At 61.7% G+C, this 23,056-nt stretch carries 27 protein-coding genes and 1 tRNA gene; 6 read left to right on the top strand and 22 right to left on the bottom strand.

Going from position 1 to position 23,056, the window contains the following annotated elements; all coding sequences use genetic code 11:
• Nucleotides 1-12 precede the first annotated feature (12 nt).
• The 4 genes from ACGYLQ_RS16200 to ACGYLQ_RS16185 all read right to left on the bottom strand — a co-directional run bounded on the left by ACGYLQ_RS16200 (nt 13) and on the right by ACGYLQ_RS16185 (nt 4,198).
• Nucleotides 13-1,323 (bottom strand): TRAP transporter large permease, encoded by a 1,311-nt coding sequence (locus ACGYLQ_RS16200; RefSeq protein WP_271688758.1) that lies wholly within the window; start codon nt 1,321-1,323, stop codon nt 13-15.
• Between the two features lie 4 nt (nt 1,324-1,327).
• Nucleotides 1,328-1,852 (bottom strand): TRAP transporter small permease, encoded by a 525-nt coding sequence (locus ACGYLQ_RS16195; protein WP_276153815.1) that lies wholly within the window; start codon nt 1,850-1,852, stop codon nt 1,328-1,330.
• 76 nt (nt 1,853-1,928) lie between these two features.
• Nucleotides 1,929-2,918, bottom strand: a complete 990-nt coding sequence (locus tag ACGYLQ_RS16190; protein ID WP_271688759.1) for a TRAP transporter substrate-binding protein — start codon at nt 2,916-2,918, stop codon at nt 1,929-1,931.
• Nucleotides 2,919-2,956: 38 nt separating this feature from the next.
• Nucleotides 2,957-4,198, bottom strand: coding sequence for an NAD(P)/FAD-dependent oxidoreductase (locus tag ACGYLQ_RS16185; RefSeq protein ID WP_394443879.1), 1,242 nt, complete (start codon nt 4,196-4,198; stop codon nt 2,957-2,959).
• Between the two features lie 164 nt (nt 4,199-4,362).
• On the opposite strand from ACGYLQ_RS16185, the gene ACGYLQ_RS16180 reads away from it, so the two are divergent.
• Nucleotides 4,363-5,058 (top strand): aspartate/glutamate racemase family protein, encoded by a 696-nt coding sequence (locus ACGYLQ_RS16180; protein ID WP_394443877.1) that lies wholly within the window; start codon nt 4,363-4,365, stop codon nt 5,056-5,058.
• Here ACGYLQ_RS16180 and ACGYLQ_RS16175 read toward each other — a convergent pair.
• Both ACGYLQ_RS16175 and ACGYLQ_RS16170 read right to left on the bottom strand, forming a co-directional pair.
• A complete protein-coding gene (locus ACGYLQ_RS16175) occupies nt 5,055-6,269 on the bottom strand; it encodes a winged helix-turn-helix domain-containing protein (protein ID WP_394443875.1) in 1,215 nt (404 codons plus the stop codon). The genes ACGYLQ_RS16180 and ACGYLQ_RS16175 overlap by 4 nt on opposite strands.
• Nucleotides 6,266-7,303, bottom strand: coding sequence for a LacI family DNA-binding transcriptional regulator (locus ACGYLQ_RS16170; protein WP_394443873.1), 1,038 nt, complete (start codon nt 7,301-7,303; stop codon nt 6,266-6,268). Before ACGYLQ_RS16170 ends, ACGYLQ_RS16175 begins: the two co-directional genes overlap by 4 nt.
• A 147-nt stretch (nt 7,304-7,450) precedes the next feature.
• Between ACGYLQ_RS16170 and ACGYLQ_RS16165 the strand changes: the two genes are divergently transcribed.
• Nucleotides 7,451-7,527, top strand: a tRNA-Arg gene (locus ACGYLQ_RS16165).
• A 2-nt stretch (nt 7,528-7,529) separates the two neighbouring features.
• Here ACGYLQ_RS16165 and ACGYLQ_RS16160 read toward each other — a convergent pair.
• From ACGYLQ_RS16160 to ACGYLQ_RS16125, 8 genes are read right to left on the bottom strand one after another with little or no spacing between them, the layout of a single operon-like run.
• Nucleotides 7,530-8,633, bottom strand: a complete 1,104-nt coding sequence (locus ACGYLQ_RS16160) for a tyrosine-type recombinase/integrase (protein WP_394443871.1) — start codon at nt 8,631-8,633, stop codon at nt 7,530-7,532.
• Complete coding sequence (locus ACGYLQ_RS16155) at nt 8,620-8,823, bottom strand: hypothetical protein (protein WP_394443869.1); 204 nt, start codon at nt 8,821-8,823, stop codon at nt 8,620-8,622. Before ACGYLQ_RS16155 ends, ACGYLQ_RS16160 begins: the two co-directional genes overlap by 14 nt.
• Nucleotides 8,823-9,149: a DUF2190 family protein gene (locus tag ACGYLQ_RS16150; protein WP_394443867.1), complete on the bottom strand. Its 327-nt coding sequence runs from the start codon at nt 9,147-9,149 to the stop codon at nt 8,823-8,825. The genes ACGYLQ_RS16155 and ACGYLQ_RS16150 overlap by 1 nt, the downstream gene beginning before the upstream one ends.
• Nucleotides 9,149-9,364, bottom strand: coding sequence for a phage head-tail joining protein (locus ACGYLQ_RS16145; protein ID WP_394443937.1), 216 nt, complete (start codon nt 9,362-9,364; stop codon nt 9,149-9,151). Before ACGYLQ_RS16145 ends, ACGYLQ_RS16150 begins: the two co-directional genes overlap by 1 nt.
• Nucleotides 9,364-11,112, bottom strand: coding sequence for a prohead protease/major capsid protein fusion protein (locus tag ACGYLQ_RS16140; RefSeq protein WP_394443865.1), 1,749 nt, complete (start codon nt 11,110-11,112; stop codon nt 9,364-9,366). Before ACGYLQ_RS16140 ends, ACGYLQ_RS16145 begins: the two co-directional genes overlap by 1 nt.
• Nucleotides 11,102-12,541, bottom strand: a complete 1,440-nt coding sequence (locus ACGYLQ_RS16135; RefSeq protein WP_394443863.1) for a phage portal protein — start codon at nt 12,539-12,541, stop codon at nt 11,102-11,104. Before ACGYLQ_RS16135 ends, ACGYLQ_RS16140 begins: the two co-directional genes overlap by 11 nt.
• On the bottom strand, nt 12,541-13,239 hold the full coding sequence (locus tag ACGYLQ_RS16130) for a MerR family transcriptional regulator (protein ID WP_394443861.1): 699 nt from the start codon (nt 13,237-13,239) through the stop codon (nt 12,541-12,543). The genes ACGYLQ_RS16135 and ACGYLQ_RS16130 overlap by 1 nt, the downstream gene beginning before the upstream one ends.
• Before the next feature lie 57 nt (nt 13,240-13,296).
• Nucleotides 13,297-13,662 carry a hypothetical protein gene (locus tag ACGYLQ_RS16125; RefSeq protein WP_394443859.1) on the bottom strand — a complete coding sequence of 122 codons (366 nt, stop codon included), beginning with the start codon at nt 13,660-13,662 and terminating at the stop codon, nt 13,297-13,299.
• 69 nt (nt 13,663-13,731) lie between these two features.
• Between ACGYLQ_RS16125 and ACGYLQ_RS16120 the strand changes: the two genes are divergently transcribed.
• Both ACGYLQ_RS16120 and ACGYLQ_RS16115 read left to right on the top strand, forming a co-directional pair.
• Complete coding sequence (locus ACGYLQ_RS16120) at nt 13,732-14,004, top strand: transcriptional regulator (protein WP_394443857.1); 273 nt, start codon at nt 13,732-13,734, stop codon at nt 14,002-14,004.
• Nucleotides 13,997-14,158: a hypothetical protein gene (locus ACGYLQ_RS16115; protein WP_394443855.1), complete on the top strand. Its 162-nt coding sequence runs from the start codon at nt 13,997-13,999 to the stop codon at nt 14,156-14,158. Before ACGYLQ_RS16120 ends, ACGYLQ_RS16115 begins: the two co-directional genes overlap by 8 nt.
• Here the strand turns inward: ACGYLQ_RS16115 and ACGYLQ_RS16110 are convergent.
• The 3 genes from ACGYLQ_RS16110 to ACGYLQ_RS16100 all read right to left on the bottom strand — a co-directional run bounded on the left by ACGYLQ_RS16110 (nt 14,155) and on the right by ACGYLQ_RS16100 (nt 17,450).
• A complete protein-coding gene (locus ACGYLQ_RS16110; protein WP_394443854.1) occupies nt 14,155-15,933 on the bottom strand; it encodes a phage terminase large subunit family protein in 1,779 nt (592 codons plus the stop codon). The two genes, ACGYLQ_RS16115 and ACGYLQ_RS16110, sit on opposite strands and share 4 nt — an antisense overlap.
• The gene (locus ACGYLQ_RS16105) at nt 15,923-16,414 is read right to left on the bottom strand and encodes a terminase small subunit (RefSeq protein WP_394443852.1); all 492 of its coding nucleotides are present in this window, start codon (nt 16,412-16,414) and stop codon (nt 15,923-15,925) included. The genes ACGYLQ_RS16110 and ACGYLQ_RS16105 overlap by 11 nt, the downstream gene beginning before the upstream one ends.
• Before the next feature lie 259 nt (nt 16,415-16,673).
• Nucleotides 16,674-17,450, bottom strand: coding sequence for a helix-turn-helix domain-containing protein (locus ACGYLQ_RS16100; protein WP_394443850.1), 777 nt, complete (start codon nt 17,448-17,450; stop codon nt 16,674-16,676).
• Between the two features lie 358 nt (nt 17,451-17,808).
• Between ACGYLQ_RS16100 and ACGYLQ_RS16095 the strand changes: the two genes are divergently transcribed.
• Nucleotides 17,809-18,081, top strand: coding sequence for a hypothetical protein (locus ACGYLQ_RS16095; protein ID WP_394443848.1), 273 nt, complete (start codon nt 17,809-17,811; stop codon nt 18,079-18,081).
• A gap of 45 nt (nt 18,082-18,126) precedes the next feature.
• Here ACGYLQ_RS16095 and ACGYLQ_RS16090 read toward each other — a convergent pair whose 3' ends face one another.
• The 5 genes from ACGYLQ_RS16090 to queC all read right to left on the bottom strand — a co-directional run bounded on the left by ACGYLQ_RS16090 (nt 18,127) and on the right by queC (nt 21,240).
• Entirely contained in the window at nt 18,127-18,792 is a 666-nt protein-coding gene (locus ACGYLQ_RS16090) for a L,D-transpeptidase (RefSeq protein WP_394409554.1), read from the bottom strand.
• 209 nt (nt 18,793-19,001) lie between these two features.
• A complete protein-coding gene (queF, locus tag ACGYLQ_RS16085) occupies nt 19,002-19,466 on the bottom strand; it encodes a preQ(1) synthase (protein ID WP_394443846.1) in 465 nt (154 codons plus the stop codon).
• Nucleotides 19,467-19,481: 15 nt separating this feature from the next.
• On the bottom strand, nt 19,482-20,189 hold the full coding sequence (gene queE, locus ACGYLQ_RS16080; RefSeq protein WP_394443844.1) for a 7-carboxy-7-deazaguanine synthase QueE: 708 nt from the start codon (nt 20,187-20,189) through the stop codon (nt 19,482-19,484).
• The gene (gene queD / locus ACGYLQ_RS16075; protein WP_394443842.1) at nt 20,186-20,539 is read right to left on the bottom strand and encodes a 6-carboxytetrahydropterin synthase QueD; all 354 of its coding nucleotides are present in this window, start codon (nt 20,537-20,539) and stop codon (nt 20,186-20,188) included. The genes queE and queD overlap by 4 nt, the downstream gene beginning before the upstream one ends.
• Nucleotides 20,539-21,240, bottom strand: a complete 702-nt coding sequence (gene queC / locus ACGYLQ_RS16070; protein WP_394443840.1) for a 7-cyano-7-deazaguanine synthase QueC — start codon at nt 21,238-21,240, stop codon at nt 20,539-20,541. The genes queD and queC overlap by 1 nt, the downstream gene beginning before the upstream one ends.
• A 217-nt stretch (nt 21,241-21,457) precedes the next feature.
• Between queC and ACGYLQ_RS16065 the strand changes: the two genes are divergently transcribed.
• On the top strand, nt 21,458-22,855 hold the full coding sequence (locus tag ACGYLQ_RS16065) for a sensor histidine kinase (protein ID WP_394443838.1): 1,398 nt from the start codon (nt 21,458-21,460) through the stop codon (nt 22,853-22,855).
• Nucleotides 22,856-23,056: the final 201 nt, after the last annotated feature.

The following is a 23,056-nucleotide window of genomic DNA, read 5'->3' as shown; positions in this document are numbered from 1 at the left end:
GGCCCTTCACCGCTAAACCGGTGCGCTGCGCAGGTTTTCGGGCAGCCATGTGGCCACTTCGGGGAACCAGATCAGCACGAAGACCATGAAGACCATAATCGCGAACATCGGCAGCGCGGCCTTGGTGATATAGCCCATCTCGTGATTGGTCATGCCTTGCAGCACAAAGAGGTTAAAGCCAATCGGGGGGGTGATCTGCGCCATCTCGACGACCACGACCACGAAGATGCCGAACCAGATCAGATCGATGCCCGCGCTGCGGACCATCGGCTCCACCACGGCCATGGTCAGCACAACCGAGGAGATACCGTCGAGGAACATGCCCAGCACGATATAAAAGACCAAGAGCGCCATCAGAAGCTCGAAGCGCGACAGCTCCATCGCCGCGATCCCATCGGCCAGGGCGCGGGGCAGGCCGGTGAAGCCCATCGACAGTTTCAGGAAGGCCGCGCCCGCAAGGATCAGTGCGATCATGGCCGATGTGCGCATCGCCCCCATCAAGCTCTCGCGGAAGCTGTGCCAGTTCAGCGAGCCTTGAAACAGCGCCAGTGTCAGCGAGCCGATGACGCCGATGGCCGCAGCCTCGGTCGCCGTGGCAAAGCCGAGGTACATGGACCCGATCACGACCGTGATCAGCGCAAAGACCGGCAGCAGGAATCGCGAGTTCCGCAGCTTTTCGCCAAAGCTCATCCCGGTCTCTGCATCGGGGTTCCAGTCCTTCGACAGCATGCTGGTGACGGCGACATAGCCCATGAACATCAGCGCCAGCAGTAGCCCGGGCAGGACGCCCGCGAAGAAGAGTTTGGTGATGCTTTCGTTCACTGTCACGCCGTAGACGATCAGCGCCAGCGACGGCGGGATCATCAGCCCCAGCGTGGCGGCCCCCGCCAGCGTGCCGATGATCATCTTTTCAGGATAGTTGCGCGCGCGCAGTTCGGGGATCGACATCTTGCCTACGGTGGTCAGCGTCGCGGCGGAAGAGCCCGAGACGGCGGCAAAGACCGTGCAGCCGACGATATTGGTATGCACCAGCCCGCCCGGCAGTTTCGCCAGCCAAGGCGACAGCCCGCGGAACATGTCTTGCGATAGCCGCGTGCGGTAAAGGATTTCGCCCATCCAGACAAAGAGCGGCAGCGCGGTCAGCGTCCAGCTTGAGGAACTGGCCCAGATCGTGGTGATCATGGCGTCGCCCACGGGGCGGGTGGTGAAAAGCTCCATCCCGACCCAAGCCACGCCCATCAGGGCGAGCCCGACCCAGACACCGGTGCCGAGCAGGAAGAAGAGAACGATCAGAAACAGGGTAATGGCATAGATCTCGGTCATGGCGTCATTCCCCGAAGCTTTGGTCGACTAGGTCACGGGTGACGCGGTGGTCGCCCTTGAAGATGAGGTGCAAAAGATTGTCCGTCAGCGCGATGGCAAGGATGCCGCCGCCGATCACCATGACGGATTGCGGGATCCACAGCGCGGTGGCGTCTTGGTCTTGGCTGACCTCGTTGAACTTCCACGACCAGTAGACGAACCAATAGGCGTAATAGGTGAAATACCACGCGACCGCCGCCGCCACGGCGAAACACCAGATGTCCAGCAGCCGTTTCCCGCCCGCGCTCAGCGCGTTAAGCAGGATCGACACGCGGATATGCGAGCCGCGGTTGAGCGCATTGGCGAAGGCAAGGAAACTGGCACCGGCCATGGCATAGCCCGCATAGCTGGCAGCGCCCGGAAAGACATTGCCAGTCCAACGGGCGACCATCTGGGCCACGATCAAGGTAAGGATGGCCACCAGACAGAGCGCGGCAAGCGCCCCCGCCCCGGTATATAGCCCGTCCAATAGTCTGCGCAGCGCCTTCATGCGGCTCTCCCTCCGTCAAGTCATGCCCGGGCATGAGAACGGCGGCCCGGGTGACGGGCCGCCGCAGGTTTCGTGATTATTGCATCGCCTTGTAGTCGTCGACGATCGCCTGACCGTCTTCGCCCGCGGCTTCGAGCCACTCTTGCGTCATGGTCTCACCCACTTCGCGCAGGCCCGACATCAGCTCTTCGCTGGCCGGTTCCACGTTCATGCCGCCTTCGCGCAGCCCGTCATAGGTGAACTGGGTGTAATCCTTGGAGGCTTGCAGGCCACGCTCTTCGGCCTCGGTCGCGCAGGTGGTGATCGCCTCTTTGTTCGCGTCCGAGACTTCGGCCCAGACATCGGCGTTGATCATCACGTAGTTGCGCGGCAGCCATGCGTCGACTTCGTAGAAATGCGTCAGGCTCTCCCAGACCTTCTGGTCGTAGCCGGTGGCACCCGAAGAAATCATCGATTCCGCGACACCGGTGGCGAAGGCTTGGCTGACTTCGGCAGCTTCGATGGTGACGGGCGACATGCCGGTCAGTTCGGCCAGACGCGCGGTGGTGTTGTTGTAAGAGCGGAACTTCACGCCCTTCATGTCCTCGACCGAGTCGACTTCCTTCTTGAAGTAGAGCCCTTGGGGCGGCCATGGCACGTTATAAAGCAAGACGAGGTTCTGCTCTTCCAACACGGATTCAACCTTGGGCTTGGCGGCTTCCCAAAGCTGGGCGCTCGCCTCGAAAGAGGGCGCGAGGAAGGGGATGGAGTCAAAGCCGAAGACCGCGTTCTCGTTCTGGTGACCAGAGAGCAGACGCTCGCCCAGTTGGACCTGCCCGGTCTGGATCGCGCGCTTGATGTCCGCGCCAGCAAAGAGGGCGCCGCCCGGGTGCACGGTGATCTCGATCTCGCCGCCGGTCTTCTCGCCCACGCATTCGGCGAATTGCACACCGTTCTCGGAGTGGAAGTTCGAGGCCGAATAGGCCATCGGCATGTCCCATTTCTCGGCCGCGAAGGCGGGCATGGCGGTGCCCAGCGTCAGGGCGGTCATCGCCGCGCCGGCCATCAGTCTTGCTGTCAGTGTCATGTGGTTTCTCCCTTGTTGTTGCAGTCCAACGCTTGGCGTCATCCGTCGAAACGTTGGGGGTGATACGGGGTCAGATCCGTGTTTGGCGTCTGCCCCGTGATCAATCCGGCGATCAGTCGGCCCGTTTTCGGCCCGCCCGTCAACCCGATGTGATGGTGCCCGAAGGCAGTGTAGACCCGGCTCGTCCCAATCTGCCCGATGAGGGGCAGCGAGTCGCTGGGGGCGGGTCGGTGCCCCAGCCATTCGATCTCTTCCGTGGCGGTGAGATGGGGAAAGGCGGCCTTGGCCTGACGGCGCAGTAGGGCGAGCGGCGCTTTGGACGCGCCCGCTTCCAGCCCGCCGAACTCGACGATCCCGGCACAGCGCAGCCCTTCGGCCATGGGCGTGGCGACAAATTTGCCCGCCGCCATCATGGTGGGGCGCGACGGGCCGCCCTCGGCATCCTTGAAGACGATGTGGTAGCCGCGTTCGGATTCCAGCGGCACGTTGATCCCCAGTTTGCGCATGAGCGGTTTCGACCAGACACCAGTCGCCAGCAGCACGTCATCGCAGGGCAGGGGGCCTTGGTCGGTGAGGACCGAAGTGACTTCCTCGTCGGTGATCGCCACGTCCTGCACCTCGGCCTGTCGGATGGTGCCGCCCATCTTCTCGAAGGCTTTGGCCAGCGCCCGGACATAGCCGCCGGGGTCGGCGATGAAACCGTGGTCGGCCAGCCGTGCGATGCAGGTGATCTGCGGCCCATAGGCCGGGTCGAATTCCCTGACCGCGCCGCCTTCGATGATGTCCGGCTCGAAACCCGCCTCGCGGCGCAGCGCCCAAGTATAGGCTTCGGCCTCGAATGCCGCGCGGTTGGTATAGGCGAAGCAATAGTCGCTGTCGCGGACCCAATCCTCCAGCCCCAGATCGGCGCAGAGGGCTTTGTGCTGCGCCACGCTGTCACTCACGATGGGCACCAACCCGGCAGAGATGCGGCGGGTGTCGCGGTCATTGGCGTGGGCCATGTAGCGGCGCAGCCATGGCAGCAGGCGGGGCAGATAGGGCCAGCGCAGGAACAGCGGAAACTCAGGGTCGCGTAGCATCCCCGGTGATTTGCGCAGCAGGCCCGGCCCGGTCACCGGCGCGACGCCCGCCGCCGCCAGCACGCCACCGTTGCCATGCGAGGTGCCGCGCCCCGGCTCGGCCCGGTCGACGAGCGTAACCGCCGCCCCGGCGCGGCGCAGCCAGATCGCGGCAGAGACGCCGACAATCCCGGCGCCGATAACGACGACATGTTGGCTCATGGATGACGGCTTTCGATTTCGCGTTGGGTCATGGCTTGTTTCCTTTGGGGCATCTTTTACACAAAAAATCATCACGTCAACAAAATGCTGATAAAATGTCATCGTTAGGGTTTCGCTTGTCTCGCCCTGCCCGCAAAGGCACCCTGCGCCCAAACGGAGGGCATATGACAAACGAGACGGGCGCGCGGCTGGGAATCCTCATGCTGGACACGCGGTTTCCCCGCATTCTGGGGAATGTCGGCCATGGGGGCAGTTGGGATTTCCCGGTGCGCTACGCCGTGGTGCCGGGGGCCACGCCTGAAGCGATCGTGTGTGACGATATCGAGCCCTTCGTGCAGGCTTTCATCGCCGCGGGGCGCGACTTGATCGCCGAAGGCTGCACCGGCATTGCCACCACCTGCGGGTTCTTGGCGCTGATCCGGCCTCGCCTCGCCGAAGCGCTGGGCGTGCCTGTCGCAGCCTCGGCGTTGGAGCAGGCGGGGCAGATCGCCGCCTGCCTGCCGCCGGGGCAAAGGGTGGGCATCTTGACGATCTCCGCCGCCACGCTTTCGCCCGCCCATCTGCACGCGGCGGGGGTGCCCGAGGGCAGCCCGGTGGCGGGGATGGAGGGCAGCAGCTTCGCCCGGACGATCCTCGGCAATCTGCCCTACCTCGACGTGGCGCAGGCGCGGGCCGAGATGGTGCAGGCAGCGCAGCGGTTGGTGGAGGCCCACGCGGATGTCGGGGCGATCCTTTTGGAATGCACGAATATGGTGCCATATGCCCCCGACATCGCGGCGGCGACCGGGCGGCCCGTGCATTCGATCCACAGCTATCTCAACTGGTTTCACGCAGGGCTCCTGCCGCCCCGTTTCGACTAATGCGGGGCGCGGAGCCAACCGTCGGAGAAGCTGACCCGGCGCACCCCGGCCAGCGGGAGGAGGCGGTGCAGCTCTGCCTCGAAGGCCGCTTGCCGCCCCTTGCCCCAGCGAACCCCGCGTTCGGGCCAAAGCGCGGTGACGTGCAAGACGTCCAGATCGCGATGCGCCTTCATATCGACCCGTCCCACCAGCCTGTCGCCCTGTAGCAGCGGAAAGACATAATAGCCGTATTCCCGCTGCGCCTCGGGTACGAAGACCTCGATCCGGTAGTCGAAACCGAAAAGCCGGGCGGCGCGTTTGCGGTCGCGCAGCGCGGGGTCGAAGGGGCTGAGCACCCGGAGCCGTTTGGGCGGTTCGCGGGTGAGGGCGGGGTCATCGGCCCAGCCGGGGCGGATGAAAGCGGGGCGCAGGCTGCCATCGGCGGCCTCGATATCTATCTCCTCCAGCCGCCCCGCCGCCAGCTCTGCCGTGCACCATCCCCGCGCCTCGGCGGGGGAGATATGGGCCCAGAAGGCGGCCAATTCCCCTGCCGTGGCAAAACCCAAGCGCGCCAGCGCCTGATCGCAGCACCAGTCGATCGTCTGCTCTATGTCGGGGGCATGCGCCCGGTCGCGCAGCGCGGCGGGGACCACCAGCTCGGTCAGGTCATAGCGCTTGCGAAACCCCTCGCGCCCGGTCACGGCCAACGCGCCGCTGCGCCACAGATACTCCAGCGCGGTTTTCGACGGATGCCATTGCCACCAGCCGCCGCTGCTGCGCGGCTCGTCCCGGCCCACGTCAGATGAGGTGACGCTGCCCTCGGCCCGGACCTGCGCGAGCACGTTTTGCATCTGTGTTTCGAAGTCGTGCCGCTGCCAATCCTTCCAGCGGCCCAGCAGCTTGGCCGCATCGCGGGTTCGGCGCAGATGCCATTGCGGGTAGAATTCCATCGGGATGACGGCGGCGTCATGGGTCCAATGCTCAAACAGCGCCCGATCTTTTTCATAAAGCCGCTTGAGCGCAGCGGGGCGATAGCGCGGACGGCGGGCGAACAGGATAAGATCATGCGCCCGCGCCACCGTGTTGATGCTGTCGAGTTGCACAAACCCCAAGTCATGGATCAGCTTGAGCAGTGCCGCGCCCTTGGCCGGGCCCTGCGGCGGATCGGACAGCAGGTGACGCGCCAGAAACAACCGCCGCGCGGCGGCATTGCCGAGCCTTGGGCGGCTCACCCCTGACGGCGGCGGCGCAGGGTATCGCCCAGCGACAGCGTTGGCGTCAGGGTGATCTGGGTTTGCATTTCCAGGTCCGGCTCGGGCTGGGTCTGGTTGAGGATGATCCGCGCCGCGGCCTGACCGATCTCGTTCCGGCAAGCGTCCATCGTTGCCAATTGACGCGGCAGACCTTGCAGCAGTTCGACGTTGTTGAACCCGGCAAGACCGATCTGGCCGGGAATGTCGATGCCTTGGTCGATCAGATGCAGCAGCCCGCCCGCGCCGATCATGTCATTGGAATAATATAGGAAATCAAGGTCGGGCGAGCGTTCAAGCATCTCTTGTGTCATCTCGCGCCCCTTGGCCAGCGCGGAGCCGCCGGAGTAAAAGGCCCGGTCTTCGATCTCGACCCCCGCCTTGGCGAGCCCTTCGGTAAAACCTTCAAACCGTTTGCGCGCGCGGTGGTCGAGGGGCATTTTCGTGCCCATGAAACCGATCCGCTCATAGCCCTCGCGAAGGATCGCCTGCGCCATCTCGCGCCCCGCACGGCGGTGGGAGATCCCCACCATCGCATCGACGGGTTTGCCATCGGTGTCCATGATCTCGACCACCGGAATGCCCGCATTGCGCAGCATGGCGCGGGTGGCGTCGGAATGCTCCAACCCCGCGATGATGACGCCAGAAGGTCGCCATGAGAGCATTTCATAAAGCACCCGCTCTTCCTTCTCGGGCAGGTAGTCCGTCACCCCCACGACCGGTTGCAGGGGCGTGTCTTCGAACACTTGGTTGATGCCGTTCAGAACTTCGGGGAACACCATATTGCCCAGTGAAGGGATCACGACCGCCACAAGGTTCACGCGCTGGCTGGCCAGCGATCCGGCGATCTGGTTGGGCACATAGCCAAGCGCCTTGGCAGCGGCGAGAACGCGGTTGCGGGTGGCCTCCGACACGTCGCCGCGTTTGCGCAGGACGCGGCTGACCGTCATCTCGGAAACGCCGCAAGCATCGGACACATCACGCAGGGTCAACGGGCGTTTGGGGGGTGTGGTCAATTTGGTTTTCCTGTTTGCCTCACCCATAGGTAGCGCGAAGCGGGAGGCGCGATCAAGCATTGCCGCAGCCGCATTGCGAGGCGCAGTCATTCGGTTGCCAATCTGCCGATGACATCGCCAGACGCTTGCGCTAAACCGAAGCTTGTCGGCCCCGTGGCTCAACTGGATAGAGCAGCCCCCTCCTAAGGGGCAGGTTGCAGGTTCGAATCCTGCCGGGGTCGCCAAGTCATGATTTTGTTCCTTTCTTTTCAGCTACTTGCAGGGTGGTTTTGCCCAACCCATGGTCAAGGTTGGGCAGATTTTTGAGCAAATCTAGCCCCGATGACGCCAAGGTCTGACGATTTGCGGCAGCAATATATCGCCGCGCCTCATGGTGTGACCTGTGGCCGAGGAAAGCCGCGATCTGGGCTTCTGTTGCGCCAGCTTCCGCTAATCGCATAGCGCCATGCTTGCGCAACGCGTGTACGCGGCATTCTGTGGGAAGACCTGCTTCTTGGACCATCTGAGCAAACCAATTTCCGAAGCCTTCACGGGTGTAGGGCTTGCCATCCAATCTGGAAACGAACACATCCCGGCTATCGGTAATAGCGCTCAATTCGCGGGCGAGGTCGGGAAGTTTAGCCAAAGGCAATTCAACTTTGCCCCCAGTCTTGCCCCTAACGTAGCGGATAACACCACCACGGATGTTCAGGGGCCCCATGCGGGCAGCGTCCTGTCTAGCAGCCCCCGTTCCTAGCACCAGCTCGAACGCTAGGCGCTCTTTGGTGCCAGTGGCATAGAAGTCTCGGAACTGCCCCACTTGTTCGTAAGTCCAAGTGTGAAAACCATCGGATTCTACTTTATGACGCTCAATCGCGGTCGTTGGATTGGCGCCTGTATATCCATGTTTCCCCGCGGCCCACTTGTAGAGTTGGGCAAGCTCTTTATGCAGCCGATTTGCCGCCTCCAGCCCGCCTTTGCGGTCCATAAGTGTCGCGACGTGACGAGGCAAAAGGTCCGCATAGTGAGCGTGGCCAATAGTCTCGCGAATCCAGTCCAGCCGCAATCGTTTTGCGTAGCGCGTCTCTACAGCCAAATTCGAGAACGCCTTGCTTCCCAAATAGTCTTCGATCAAAAAGCCAATAGTGCGCCAGTCTGCGCGATGTTGCCTTTCATCAGGCTCGGCAATCGCGGCTTCGTATTGGGCGCGAAACTCTTCGGAGCCGTAAACCGCATCCAAGTAGCAATCTATCTTCCGCCCCTTAATGGTGCGACGCAGCCGCCAGCGCGACTTACCGTGCCGGTCTATCGCCTTAGAAACGCCGGGAAACTTCTTTTCACGTCTGGCCATTCCTACCTCTAAGCATGTCGTCAATATTCGGACCAGATGACTTAACCGGTGTTTGACCTTCGCGGTAGACAGTTACCTCGCCGGTTTCATGGTTAACTGTATATGCCCCAATCACAAAACCGGCTTCAGCCGCCCCCCGAAGGGTACGGCTGATTTCAGTCAATGTCACTTTTGCGGGGCGGTTGGCCATTAGGCAATCCCATTCAGCCTCACGCGAACCACTGCCGCCGTATCTACGGCCGCCTCAGTCGCAGCGCCGATCAGCTTGTTCCCGGTGGCAGCGGTGGTCACGTTGGAGGTGTCCGCCTTCCAGTAAACCTTTGCCCCGGCATCGATAGCACCTGCCGCCTTTGGCAGTTCGAATACTCCCACTACGGCGGCTTCGAAGGGATCACCAGCGGGTGCCGCGCTTGCGGCCACGCCGAACAGTGCATTCATGGTGACGCCCTGCCCGGAGGCAACCGGGTCGGGGCTGGTGAAGGTGAGCGTGTCACCGGTCTGGACAAAATTGCGCATCAGGTCAGTCCTTTCGTGGTCTGCGGATAGATGGTGCGCGGGCGCGGCCCGCGGGTGAGTTTCGAGATTTCCGCCTCGATGGACGCCAAGGCTGCGGCCATTTGGGCGTCCGTCTTATAGGTGACCTCCTCGCCGTCCATGCGAACGGTCATGATCCCCTTGAAGCGCGCGCGCCGGAGTCTATCCCGGCACGCGGTGAGTTCTTCCAGCGTCATCATGCGGCCGGAATTTGTTGGGCGGGACGCCAGTCCAGCCACCCCGCCCCGAAGTCGAGGAAGGCCCGGAATTTCATCCCAAGCGTATCCCATGCCTCCGTCCGCTGGATCTGGACGCCCTGCGCGGCGGACAGGTAGGCATATTGCATCGCCGCCAGTCGGGCCGGGTCCGCGAAGACATACCAGAAGTCATCCGGCAGGCGGGGTTCCACCAGAAGCGACAGCTTGCCGCCGAAGGGGTTCACGTCATCGGCCTTGTTCGGCTGGATGGACGCCAGAACCTTTTCGGCTTCAGTTTCCAGCGCCGCCGATACCAGAAGGTATCGCGGGGCCACCGCGATGATGGTTTTCCCGTCCATCCCCTTGCGGGTCCGCATCGTTTTGCGGGTCTCGGCCAGGGCGGTCACCGAAGGGGCACCGGCGGTGCCCACATTGCCTCGGCTGGCGTCGAAGACGGGGGTTCCGTCCGACATTTCCGGGTTGCCGGTCAGCAGCTTCACCAGTTCGTCCGCCTCGGTCTGCGCGGCGGCTTCGCCAAGGGCGGCGGTCATGTCGCCCAACAGGTTCGTATCATCGTTAATAAGAGCTTCGCGGGTGATGGTCATCCCACGGGCGAAGGTTTTCAGGCGCATGGACTCGCCGTTTTCGGCGCGGCTGGTGGCCTTGATTTCCCCGTCTTCGGACAGCGGTTCCAACCGCCCCATGTCACCCAGGCGGATGGCGTTGCTTTCCTTGAAGTTCGGAAGCGTCCGCTGGCGGCAGAGGGTTTTCAGGGGGCTTTCCGCCGCCTTGTAGGTATCAAGCGCCACCTTGTTCGCGGCGTTCGACACCACCAGCGGGAAGTCGCTGGACGTGTGCGCCGCCCGCGTGAACACTTCATCGGCGGACATACCGCGCGTCGAAACACCTTCGCGGGCAAGGCTTTCAACCGCCATGTCGCGCAGGCTCATGTTCACATATTGCCGCGCATCGTCGGGCAGTTCGCCGCCGTTCATGCGGTATGCCACAGCATCCGTCTGGCGGCGCGTGATGACCGCCGGGTCATCGTTGGCCGGGGCGTGGCTGCGGATGATCGGCGCGCTACGCTGGCGGTTTTGCTGCGCATCGAAGATTTCAGCTTTGGCGCGGGTCAGGTCCGCCCCGGCGTCAATCAGGTCATCGGCAATCTGCGGCTCAAGGCCAGCAGACCGGACAAGCGACCGAATTTCAGTGCGGCGGGTCTGTTCGGCGTCATCCGCCGAAGTGGTTTCGATTACGTCATTCGGCACGGTGGCCTCCTTTTTGTGTCGCAGGGTTGCCGCCGGATCGGCGGGGTTCGAAGTCAGGGTGACTTCCGTCAGTGCCCATTCTGCGGGGCGTCGGGTGCGGGTTCCCCCGCTTTTGTTTTCGGTCCAGCGCGTGACGCGGTATCCGATGGACACGCCGCGAATGGTGCCGTCCGCAATCCTTTGCAGAACCGGGGTCACGTCATCGGCGGCGCTCAATTTCAGCTTGGCAATCAGCTTGTCGCCTTCCACCCGCACCGCTTCCACGGTGCCCATAGTGTCGCGGATGCTGGCGGTGCGATGACTATCCAGAACGCGAAGGTTCGCGGCGTTGGTCAGGTCCAGCGTTGTGAAGTCCAGCACTTCGGCAAAAGTGCCCCGCGCATCGCGCCGGGTGACGGGTGCGGTGGTGGCGATAACCGCCTCCACGGTGCGGGCTTCGGGGTCGAAGCTGGCCGGAGCCATGGTGGCGTCAAGCGGCATCGGTGCCCTCCTTTGGTTTCATCGGTTGCGTTGTCGGGGTGGCAAAGGTCAGGCCCAATTCGGCTTCGCGGGCGCGATCCGCCTGAATTTCTTCGTCAATATCGTCCGCATTCCACCCTAGTTCGTTGATGGCGTTCGTGCGGCTGGTCAGGCCAAGGGCCAGCGCCTTTTCGGTCGCTTCCAAGTCCTTCGCCGGGTCCACTTGTTGCGGGCGCGGCATGATCCAGTCGCAAGGGGTATCGGCGGGGGCGTCGATGCGGCCCGCCAGAATTTCCAGCGCCAGCCAGCGCCGCCAGACCGGGCGCAGGAATTGCGGCACAAGCGTGTTGTGTTGCACCTGATCGATGCGCGCCCGGAAAGGAATCAATCCTGCCCGAAGACTGGAATAGTTGGCGTTGGTCAGGTCACCTGAAAGTAGGAATTCCGGCACCCCAAGGGCAGCGGCAAGTTCCTGCAACGTCATGCGCAGCAAGGCGGGTGCGTCTTTGATCTGGTCCGGGGCGCTGAATTTCACGTCAGTTCCCAAGGGCAACCGCGTCAGCGCGCCCGGTTCCCATGTGGGTTCTGCGAACAGTTCGTCTTCGCCGCCGGTGTCGGATGTATCGGTGATGAAGCCTGCCTGCATTGCGGCCATTTTCGCGCCGACGAGCGTGGCATCTTTCCACTGGTTTAGTTCATTCGCCGTCACCACCGCCGGTGCCACCCACGACAGGCCGCGCACCTGTCCCGGTGCGATCGGATGGAAGACGTGCAGAACATGCGCCGCGTTCACCCGGACGGCGGGGGAATGGTCAGCGAAGACAGAATGGGGCCGTTCGGGGAATATCCAGTAGGCCACCCGCCGCCCGCTGGCGTCGAATTCCACCCCCTGCACAATCTGGCGACCATCGCGCAGGATTTCGGTTTTTGCCGGGTCCAGATGATCCGGCGGGATGACTTGAATTTGCAGCCCGTCCGCCGTGTCGTGCATCACGGCCAGACCTTCGCCATACACCACCATGTCGCGGGCGATCTGCGCCAGAAGCCCGCCAAAGTCGGTTCGCCCCGCATGGTCTGCGGTCTCGCAAAAGCGGTCGAACGCAAAATGTAGCTGGCGGCGCAGTTCCCGCTCCACTCCCCGCACATTCGGGCGCTGCCCGGTGCCCACAAGGGCGGTGACAAGGTTTGCAACTGCGTTGGCGATGTAGGGGTTATTGACAGCCTGATAGGCTGCGCGGCTCCCGACAAGGGACTGTCCAGCCGCTACTTCTGAATTGATCTGACCGAAAGTGCCCAAGCCACCGCCGCGCCGCCCGCCGGTCGCGGCGTCGAGTGAACGGCGATGATTGCCGCCCGTGCCGCCCTGCGCTATGGAAACCACAGGGGCGTGCAAGGCACGGGCGGCGGTGCCGATGATGCGCGACAAGGAGACACCTTTTAGACTGCGCATCACCGGATTCCTTCTTCATCGGAACCATTTGGATGGAATGTGTCAGGAAACAGGTTCACAGCGAGGTAGTTCACCAGATACCCAACTGGCACAATCGTCCACATCGTCATTGGGCCAGCCTCGTTTATCGCCGCAATGCGGTATTCATCCGCACTCAAAGGGCGATACAGGTCTGCCTCATCAATCGAAAAGCCGACACCATCGTCATTCCATCCCGTTAACTTTTCCCGCGCGACCTGCGCATATTCACGCTGTTCGAGGGTTTCCAATTCAGCGTAATCGGTGAACAGAAGTCCCCATTGGTCCCACCCGGAAACGCCCGTTTGTTCATCATGAATTGCTTCTGCCAGTCGGACATCCATCCGGTGCGCTTCGATCGCAAAACGCTCTTTCCAATCAAAGAGCTTTCCGAAGGATTGACGGGCAACCAGCAATGAAACTGTCCAGTCGCAGAAGTCTTCCATGAACGTTGCGTTCGCATTCATCTGCGAGAGGTAATGCAGTATGCCGGCGCGCACTGCTTCCAGAAAATTGTAGGTGCGTTCCCGACCACGCCCCGTAGACGGTGACTGCAACACAAGGCGACCACGCTTTACCCACGTCCGCAACGTGTCAGGCGAAACATCCAGAATTTCCGCCACTTGGTTTTGCGGAAACTGGCTTGTTTCAAGATCAATGGTGGCCTTCATCTCCGGCATGTCATCCTCATGGTCCAGTGAACCTTTTCTTACTGGTAAGGTTCGATGGACCTCATGTCAAGCCGTGTCGGAATGGTCGATAAATCGCATGGCATCGGCTTTGAGGCTTAAAAGGATGTTGTCGTCTGGTGCATCGGGAAAGTTATCCAAAGCGACATGCAGTTTGATCCAGACATCACTGTCATTTTGGCAGGGTGCAGCAGCTATCGCATCTTGGATGTCCAAAGCCCTATTGAAAGCATGTCCGGATTCCTCCTCGCAATCCATACTTGATAGACGATTGCCTTCACGAAGTTCGTTCCGCCAATCCCTGAAAAGGTCTGAAACTTGCGTCTGGCGCTGGCAGGCGGGTGCGGCTGTAGTGGCCATTGCGAACGGGCTTGCCGTGAAAGCGGCTAAAGTCATGCGGCGGGTGATTTTCATTGTAAGCTCCATTGTGAAATTTATGGTCATGTGGTATTTTTCCTATCAGGATGAAACAGATATATCAACATGCTATCACTTGAGAAAAAAAGTATCACCGCCGAGCAGTTAAGAGCAGGCCGGGCGCTTGTGCGGTGGTCTGCAAAAACTCTGGCTGACAACGCAGGGGTCGGCGTGGCAACCGTCAGGCGTTGCGAAGCCGAAACTGGCCCAGTTAGCGCAACGCAAGCGAACAAGAACGCGATGCGTGCTGCGCTCGAATTGGCAGGCGTCGTGTTTATCGAGGAGAACGGAGGTGGATCGGGTGTCCGCCTCGCCAATCCGTTGCGCGCCAATGACTGACATTGTGTTTGGGGCCATTTGCGCTGCCGGTGCATTCTTCATCTTTGCCCTCCTGTGGGGCATTGTGGAAGTGATGGTTGGCACCGGCACCAGCCGCCAGAAGCGCGATTCTACCTTGAACGCCTTCCAGCAGCCTTTGCGGCAGGATGATTAACCCGTCAGGAATTTTGACCGATAGACGTTCTTAGGCTTGGGCCGATCCTGAATACCACCGGCTCGCAACTGCGCCGCCCGCTCTTCGAAGTTCACATGCACCACTTGCCGCGCCGCGATGGCATAGACAACACAATCCAGCGCTTCGGCCCGCCGCCCTGGCACCCGCTCAAATCGGCGCTGCGGTTGGCCTCGCACATACCGCGTTACGGCCCTTTCGCTGGCAAGCTGCTCATACCACACAGTTGGCAAGTCATCGGAAAACCGGATGGACCCGACCCGCGATAAACGCGCCATGATGGCGGTTTTGATCCCGTCCACCCCTACCAGCCAAAGGCGCGCGCCCTTCGTTCTGCGCGCCCGTGACGGCTCAATGAAGGGCCGGGTTCCCGAAACCCCTTTGATAGCCATGATGCGGCGGCGTTGACGGGGGCCGCAGAAGGCTTTGACGGCTTCCATCGTCGCCCCGTCCCCCGCGTCGATTGCCGCCGCTTCAACACCCAGAGAGCCGCCAAGCGGGTGTTTCCATTTTGTCTTAAGCAAGTCGTCCAGTTCGGCCCACGTTTCGTCATGGTCCCATTGCCCCCAGATGACCCTATGGCCAAGAATGAAGGCGGTTTCGTCCTTGGCGCAGCCTATCAAGGTGCATTCAAGCCGGTCATGTTGGGTGTCGATCCCGGCGGCGATGGTCAGAACGTCTTCGGGCAAGTCGTCCAGCCCAAAGGGTTCGTTGCGGCCTGCCAGTTCGCTATCATCCAATTCATCGCCCGCGCCGTTCCATCCTTGGCCAAGGATGGTATTGACGAAAGTCTGCAATGTGGTCGGGTCTTTCTTCGCAGATAGGAACTCCCGCACCAGCTGCGGCCAAGAGGCGTTGGCGTGGAGCGACACCAAAGCGTTCAACTGGAATCCTGCATGGCCCTGCACTTCGGGTCGGGTCGCGCGCCATTGTCCTTGCGCTACCATCTTCGGCTTGTGGCGTTCCGCGATCTCGGCGGCGCAATGGGGGCACTGCCAGCGGGCGGTTTCCGGCTTGCCTTCATCCCACCGAATGGCGTCCCACAGAATTTCGGCAAAAGCCCCGCATTCCGGGCAGGGCACTTCGTAAATCCGGGCGTCCGAATCTGCAAAGGCGCGCAAGACGTTGCTGGTTTCCTCGTGAACCGGGGTGCTGCCCATGACAATCTTGCGGTCAGGGAAGGACAGCGTTCGCTTTTCGGCAAGCTGGATCGGTGAACCTTCGGACGTTGGGTCCATCGCGTCTACTTCGTCCATGAACAGCACCCGGACGTTGTGGCTTCGCAGGTTGCGGGGGGCTTTTGCCGCGACCAGCGTCAGCGAACCGCCCGGAAAGCGCCGCGCCAGAAGGGTGTTCCGTTCGTCCCGGTCCCGGTCATAGGTCAGCGCCTTTGCGACCATGGGCGAAGCGGCGAAAATCGGCTCCACGTCCGAAACCATGTAGCGGCGGCAATCCGCTTCGGCGGGAAGGACACAGAGAATTGCCGCCGGTTCGTTGGCGACGAAGGACGCCACCGCCGAAGTCAGAAGGGTGGTAAAGCCCACCCGCACCGGCTTGACCAGCGTCACCCGCTCAATGGCCGGATCACCGATGGCGTCCGCGATTTCACGCTGGAAAGGCCAAAGCTGGACCGGCCCCGGCTGCGCACTGACACCTTCGGGCAGAACCACTTCGGACTCGATCCACTCCGACAGCCGAAGGCGCGGCGGCGGGATAAGGGCGCGCAGGGCGTTGGAAAGAACCTGTTCAATTTCCATTGCCAGCCTCCGTCAGCGTGGCCCGCAAGGCTCGGTCCATCGCGTCGATGGTCTGCGGGTCAATATCGGGCAATTCGGACCGCAGGCGGGACGGCACGGCCATGACGCGGGCGCGAAGCTGGCGAAGGGCGTCTGCCCATGTGCGTTCCACTTCGGACGCCTCCACCAGTTCGCCGCGCAGCTTCGCGTTCTTGATGGCCTGCGCGTCCGCCTGTTCTTTGGCAAGTCGCGCCCGTTCGGTGGTGAGGGTCGCGGCCTGATCCCCGGTGCCCCAGCCTGCGGCCATGCCGCGAAGGTGCTGGACATAGGCGCGGGTGGTGGCGGTCAGGTCGTAAGTGTCGTGTGACAGATGGACCGCAATCCCGCGTTTCTTCAAGTCGGCCAGGGCTGCGGGTGAGATTTCGAAAAGGTCACAAAGGTCTTTCCCGCCTACCGTGTGCAGCGGCTCTTTCCCAAGTGGCAATTCCGAAAATATCTTCATTTTTCACCCCTTAGCAATTTTTGCAGCGGCTGATACGGCGGGCTGTTTCGCACCCGCAAGCGGTAGCGACGAGAGGGACCCGCGCAATTGAGGTCGGCCTGAAACGTCTGCCATAGCTCTGGCTAATGTCGCGATCTCGTGGGCGATCTCCGACTTTTCTTCGTGGAAGCGCTCAGGGTTGCGGTGGTCAGGGCAGAGCCTGCGAACGCGCCCTGCCAAACGCTTCAGACTGTCAGCGGATTTAGTACTCGAGGCGGCGTTACTGCGCAGCATGTCGACTGCCCTCCGCATCGAGCAACACCTCGAAGAACTTCCGGGCCTCTGCCCGCCCTGCCTGGCAGGTTGGCGGCGTTTTGCTTGGAAGGCTGAAATAGGTTTCGTTCCCATTCTCAGCTTTGCGACCTATCGGCAGGCGGCACAATTTGGGGAAGCCCTCTAGCTCCAACCATTCCGCCCACTTGTTGGTTGCTTCCCAATCGGAAAGAGGCACGTGTCGCAAGCCGTCAAAGGCAGAGCCGGGGAACCGGTGATCCTTGAACCGGTGCAAGGCCGAAGAGTGAGGGGTAAAGGTTTCGTCTGCCTTCGTGCGCTTCTTTTGTTCATTAGGTTGTTCTTCCTTATAATAGAAAGGTGCAGCACTGCCCCCTTTCTCACGCAGCACTGCCCCCTTTCTTTTTTCTAAAGGTGCAGCACTGCCCCCTTTTGAAGGGTGCAAATCTGCCCCCTTTTTTGCTCCGGGAAATGCGACGACCTCGCCCTTCGAGCAGAGGGTGTAGATGGTTTTGTTGCCCCATCCTCGCCCTTCTGTTCGATGCAGCCACCCAGCCTTCACAAGGTCTGAAATTGCCCGTTTTACGGTGTCAGTCGAACGTTGAATGAAGTCGGCCAAGGCCGGAACTGAAGGATTCAGTTGGCCGGTTTTGTCGTTTGCGAAGCTCCACAATGCAACGGCAACCTTGGTCACACGATCTGGCAAATCTGCGTCCTGTGTGACGCCTTTCAGCCATTCATGGCGGTTCAGCGTGGCGTTATGCATGATACACCGCCAGACTTGCGCATAGGGCGCTGTTCGAGGTATAAGCTATGCAAAGCTGGAGTGCTTTTTCATAGACATGGACCTCGGACGCGCCCGCCAGCGCTCCGGGGTTTTCTTTTGGGCTTTCTTTCGGGCTTGCGAGGTTGGACAAGTCCGAAAATTCCCCAATGTTTTCAATGGGGCATGGTCGGCGGGTTGGACTATCTAAGTCATTGATTGGAAACGCTGCGTAAGCGTCCTGCCGGGGTCGCCATTCGGCGCGTAGGGCGCTGCCGACCACCTCACCCCCTTGTGCCTTGAAATCCCCATGCGGTCTGTCAGATTGCCCCAGATATAATTAGGAATGGCAGAGGCTTTGATGAAAACAGGAACTTTTGTGATCGGGGCGGCCTTGCTGGCCGTTGCCGGATGTACGGTGCCGGCGAGCGGGCCGCAGGGCGGCTCGGCCCGTGTGGGCAATCTGCCAGAGGCGGTGGTGAGCCTCGCCGCGCCAAACCAAGATCTGGCCACGGCGCGGTTGCTGCCAGAGGATGGCTGCTATTGGTATCAGCACAACGGCCCGGTCGAGACGACGCTGGTGCCGCTGCGGGCGGTAGGCGGCAATCCGATCTGCACCAAACGCCAAGCCTGACATAGAAACGGGGGCCGCCAAGCGGCCCCCGTTTTTCGTTCCAGCTTAGCTGCTGGCAACAACGCTTTCTTCCGCCGAGTAGAGATAGGCCGTCGAGCCGGTCTGCACATTCGGGTAGAGCTGGTTGATATGCGCCATGATCATCCGCACACAGCCTGAGCTTGCCCGGCCCCCAATGCTTTGTGGCTGCGGGGTGCCGTGGATGCGCAGATAGGTGTCGCGGTTCCCTTCAAAGAGGTAAAGCGCCCGCGAGCCGAGGGGGTTTTCCGGGCCGGGCGGCACGCCGTCTTCAAGGCCCGCGTAAAGTTCGGGATCGCGCTTGATCATGTTTTGGGTGGGCGTCCAATGCGGCCATTGCACCTTGCGCTTGATCGTATAGGTGCCCGGCTCATAGAGATTGCCACGGGCAATCGCTACGCCGTAGCGCATCGCAGTTCCGCCCTCTTCGATATGATAGATATAGCGCGCCACCGCATCGACGTGGATGTCACCGACGCGCAGGTTGTCATTCGCCACGACCCGCTGCGGCAAGAAGCGCGGGTGCACGCCCCAAGGGTTGCTCGTCGCCGGGTCAAAGCCCGCTGGGGTGACCTGCGCATCCCATGCGGCCTTCTCTGCCGCGCTTGGGCGCGTGCGGGCCATCAGGGGGGTGGCAATCGCGCTGGAAAATAGCGCCGTGGTGGTTTGAATGAAATGACGTCTTGTCAGCATGTGGTCGCTCCGTGGTTGACCTCTTTGCGCGGGGCAGGGTCGTATGCGTGTATGAAAGACTAACGGCCTTTCTCCGCTGGAGGTTCAAGGAAGAAGGCGGTTGCTGAAGATATTGTGATCAAAAACACACGGTTTTCACGGAGAAACGGGGCGCGGGCGGGTGGGCGCGCGCCCCGAATGCTGCGGGGTAGAAGGTAGGAAGGGCTTGGTCAGCCGCGCCCGCGGTAGGGCGGCACCCCTTGAGCGGGGATCCAGACGCCCTCGGGCAGGGGGCCGGTTTGCCAGAACACGTCAATGGGAATGCCGCCGCGCGGATACCAATAGCCGCCGATCCGCAGCCATTGCGGGTCGAGGAACTCGGCCAAGCGGCGGGCGATGGAGATGGTGCAATCCTCATGAAAGGCGCCGTGATTGCGGAAGGAGGTCAGAAACAGCTTGAGCGATTTCGATTCCACCAGCCACGGGCCGGGCACATAGTCGATCACCAGATGGGCAAAGTCGGGCTGGCCGGTCATCGGGCAGAGCGAGGTGAACTCCGGCGCGGTGAAGCGCACGTTATAGGCCACATCGGCCTGCGGGTTCGGCACACGCTCAAGCTCGGCCTCTTCGGGGCTGGCGGGAATACGGGTTTCCCCGCCGAGCTGTTTAAGATTGCTATAGATGTCGTCGGACATGGGGGTCTCCATCGGTCAGACGCCGCGCTTGTTGCCCCAGATCAGGACATGAAGCTGCGGCAGGATACGGGGGGCGAACCAGTGATCGGTCATGGCAAGCTCGGTCAGCCAGCCCAAACGGTCGGCCAGCGCCTGCGGGTCCACCGGTGTGGCGGGATCGACCTCGGGGTTGCCGGGTTGAAGGTAGAGCGGGATATCGAGGTGATGGGCATGCACTTCGCGCGCCCAATGGTAGTCGATCTCGTCGAAGATCACGATCTTCATCACCTGCTGCCGCGCCTGCGCGCCGAGGGTCCGGCAGGCGTCGAATGCGTCCCAATCGATGCGCTCACCGCTTGATGGCGGTTTGGGGGAGAGCACGAGCGTATCGAGATCGGCAAACCATGGCCGCGCGATAGAGCCTTGGGTCTCACAGGCGAAACGATAGCCCGCGGCTTTGCCCATGCGGATCAGCGGGCCGAAATCCTGTATCGCCGGGTTGCCGCCCGAGAGGGAGACGGTAAGCGGCTGGTCCTTGGAAAGCTTCCGGACCCGGCGCCAGACATCATCGGTCGACATGGGGGCCCAGCTATGGCGGTACTGGCTGTCGACGGCATGCAGGCTGTCGCACCAGCTGCACCGATAGTCACAGCCGCCCGCGCGGACGAATACCGTCGGCTCCCCGATCAGCGCGCCTTCGCCCTGAATGGTGGGGCCGAAAATCTCGGCAATGCGCAGGGTCATGGCCGGTATTCCGCCCATGTTTTCGGGGTCTCGCTGACCAGCACGGCAGAGGTCTCGGGCCAGCGGGCGGCGCACCAGTCGTGGAAATGTTTCGCCATGTTCTCGGCGGTGGAGGGGCCGTCCAGCACATCGTTCAGGTGCCGATGGTCGAAGTGGTCGTCGATATAGGTCTTGAGCGGTTTCAAGTCGTGGTAATCGCGCACGAAACCATCGGCATTGAGTGTCTCGGCGGCCAGTTCGATCACGACGATGTAGTTGTGCCCATGCAGCCGCGCGCATTGATGATCGTCGGGCAGGTGGCTCAACTGGTGGCTGGCGGAGAAGTGGAATTCCTTGCGAATACGGAACATCAGCCTTCCTCCCGCGCGGCAAGGGCCGTGGTCCAATAATCGGAGTCGGCGTAGACCGTGGGGTCGGTAATCTCGGCCAGATGAAAGGCTTCGCGCCGTTCGACACAGGTGCCGCAGCGCCCGCAATGGACCGCGCCGCCCTTGTAGCAGGACCACGTCTCAGCGAAGGGCGTGCCGTGCTGCGCGCCTTGGCGGACGATCTCGGCCTTGCTGTGCTCGACAAAGGGCGTGTGCAGCCGCACATTGGCATAGCCTTCGAGTGCGGCCTGCTGCATTGCGTCGAAGGCGCGGGTGAAACCGGGGCGGCAGTCGGGATAGATGAAGTGATCGCCGCCATGCACGGCAGTGGCCACGGCCTCGTCCCCCTGCGCGGCGGCAATGCCAAAGCCGATCGACAGCATGATCGCATTGCGGTTCGGCACGACGGTGATCTTCATCGTGTCTTCGGCGTAATGCCCATCGGGCACGTCGATATCGTCGGTCAGGGCGGAGCCCGATAGCGCCGCACCGATCCCGCGCATGTCGATCAGGTGAAACGGCACGCCCAGCCGTTCGGCCGCCGCCCGGGCGAAATCGACCTCTTTGCGGTGGCGCTGGCCATAGTCGAAGGAGACAAGCCGGGTGAGGTGGTGCACCTCGGCGGTGATATGCGCAAGCGACACGGAATCGAGTCCGCCTGAGCAGATGACAAGTGTTTTCATTTTGGGGCCCTTGTTTTGATGTCCGGGTAGGCTGCGACCGGATGGCGGGGCTTATTTCAGAATTTGCGCGGATTGCAAGCCTCACGCGCGGGCGGGCGGGCAGCCGCCGCAGAGGCAGGAGGGTTTCCGCCAAAAGCCGATAAAATAAGGACTTTAACCTTAACGATTAAACCTAAGTTAACTTTAGACAATGCCGAATTCGCGCTATGGTGGGGCTATGTTGAAAAGCACCCAAAGCGTCACGCTCGACGCCAGCCATTATGAATTGATCGAGGCGATGACCGATGAGGTGGTCATTCTTGACGCCACCGGCAAGATTGTCGCGGTCAATATGGCGTGGAAACTGTTTTGCGAAGAGAATGGCGGCGACGCCGGAACGCATTACGTCGGGGCCAATTACTTTGACATCTGCGAAGCGGCGGCCATGGGTGCCGTGGTGCAGGCGGAAACGGTTCTGGAGGGGCTGCGCCAAGCGCTGAAAACCGGGACTCCCTTTGAGGGGGAATACCCCTGCGATGGGCCGGGGCTGCGGCGCTGGTTTCAACTCAACGCCAACCGCCTGACGATCCAAGGCGCGCCCTGCCTGCTGTTGCAGCACCGCAATGTCACGACGCGCCGCATGGCCCATGCCGATATCGAACGTGCCCATGTGCAGGCGGAAACCTTTGCCGCCCTCGTGGCCACCACGGCCGAAGCGATCCTGACCTATGACATGGAAGGCCGCATCATCAGTTGGAACCCGGCAGCTGAGCGGCTCTACGGCTATACGGAAGAGGAGGCTTTGGGCCAGTCGGTCGAGCTTTTGTATCCGCCGGATTGGCCGACGCGGGTGCTTGAGTATCGCGATCAGATCATGGCCGGCAAGCTGCGCCAATTCAATGCGGTGCGTGTGGCCAAGGACGGCACCGAGCGCCATGTCACCATCGCCTGCACGCCCATTCGGACACTTTCGGGGGATATCGTCTCGATCTCGAACATCCACCATGATGTGACCGCCACGCGCAAGGCCGAAGAGGTGCGCGATCTCGTCTCGCGTGAGGTCATCCACCGGGCCAAGAACATGCTTTCTCTGGTCACGGCGATGCAGCGTCAAACGGCGAGTTCGGCGGCCTCTCTCGCGGAGTTCAACAAGTCCTTCGGGGCCCGTATTCAGGCGCTGGCCCGCTCCACCGATTTGCTGGTCGATGGCGGCTGGTCTTCGGTGGATCTGGCCGAATTGGTGCGCGCGCAGTTGGACCCGTTTTTGCATTTGCAGGCCAAGGCGGTGGATGTGGATGGCCCCTCTGTCGCTTTGGGACCGCAGGCGTTGCAACTGATTGGCATGGCGCTGCATGAACTGGCGACGAATTCCACGAAATACGGGGTGATGAGCGACGGCTGCGGCGATATCCAATGCCACTGGTCCCATACCGAGAAGGGGGGGGTGCGTTTCCAGTGGATCGAGACCGGCATTACCTTTGACCCCTCTGCCAAGAAAGCCACCGGTTTCGGGAGCAAGGTTCTGTCCGTATTGGCCCCCGCAATGGTCAATGGCGCGGCGGAAACGGTGACCAGCGAAAACGCCCTGACTTGGACAGTCACGATCCCTGCCGCGCATCTGGGCAAACTGGCCTGAGCAGCGGCGCGCCTGTGGTGCTACGCCGGGTTGCCGGTTGACCTAAATCACCCCGTTGCGGAACTCTCCTGCGCTGGAAACTTGTTCCTCCTTTGAGATGTCGTTTGAAAAGGCAAAAGGAGGCTAAAGCGCCCGACCTTTAACCTGAAACATATCCGGCAGCCTTGAAGTAGTTCCAGCATTCGTCCTGGGAATAGAGAT

The sequence above is a fragment of the Sulfitobacter sp. 1A12779 genome (assembly GCF_043557315.1).
GTDB lineage: Bacteria > Pseudomonadota > Alphaproteobacteria > Rhodobacterales > Rhodobacteraceae > Sulfitobacter > Sulfitobacter faviae.
Note: the sequence above shows the minus strand (reverse complement) of the source record. Positions and strands in the feature narration are given on the sequence as shown.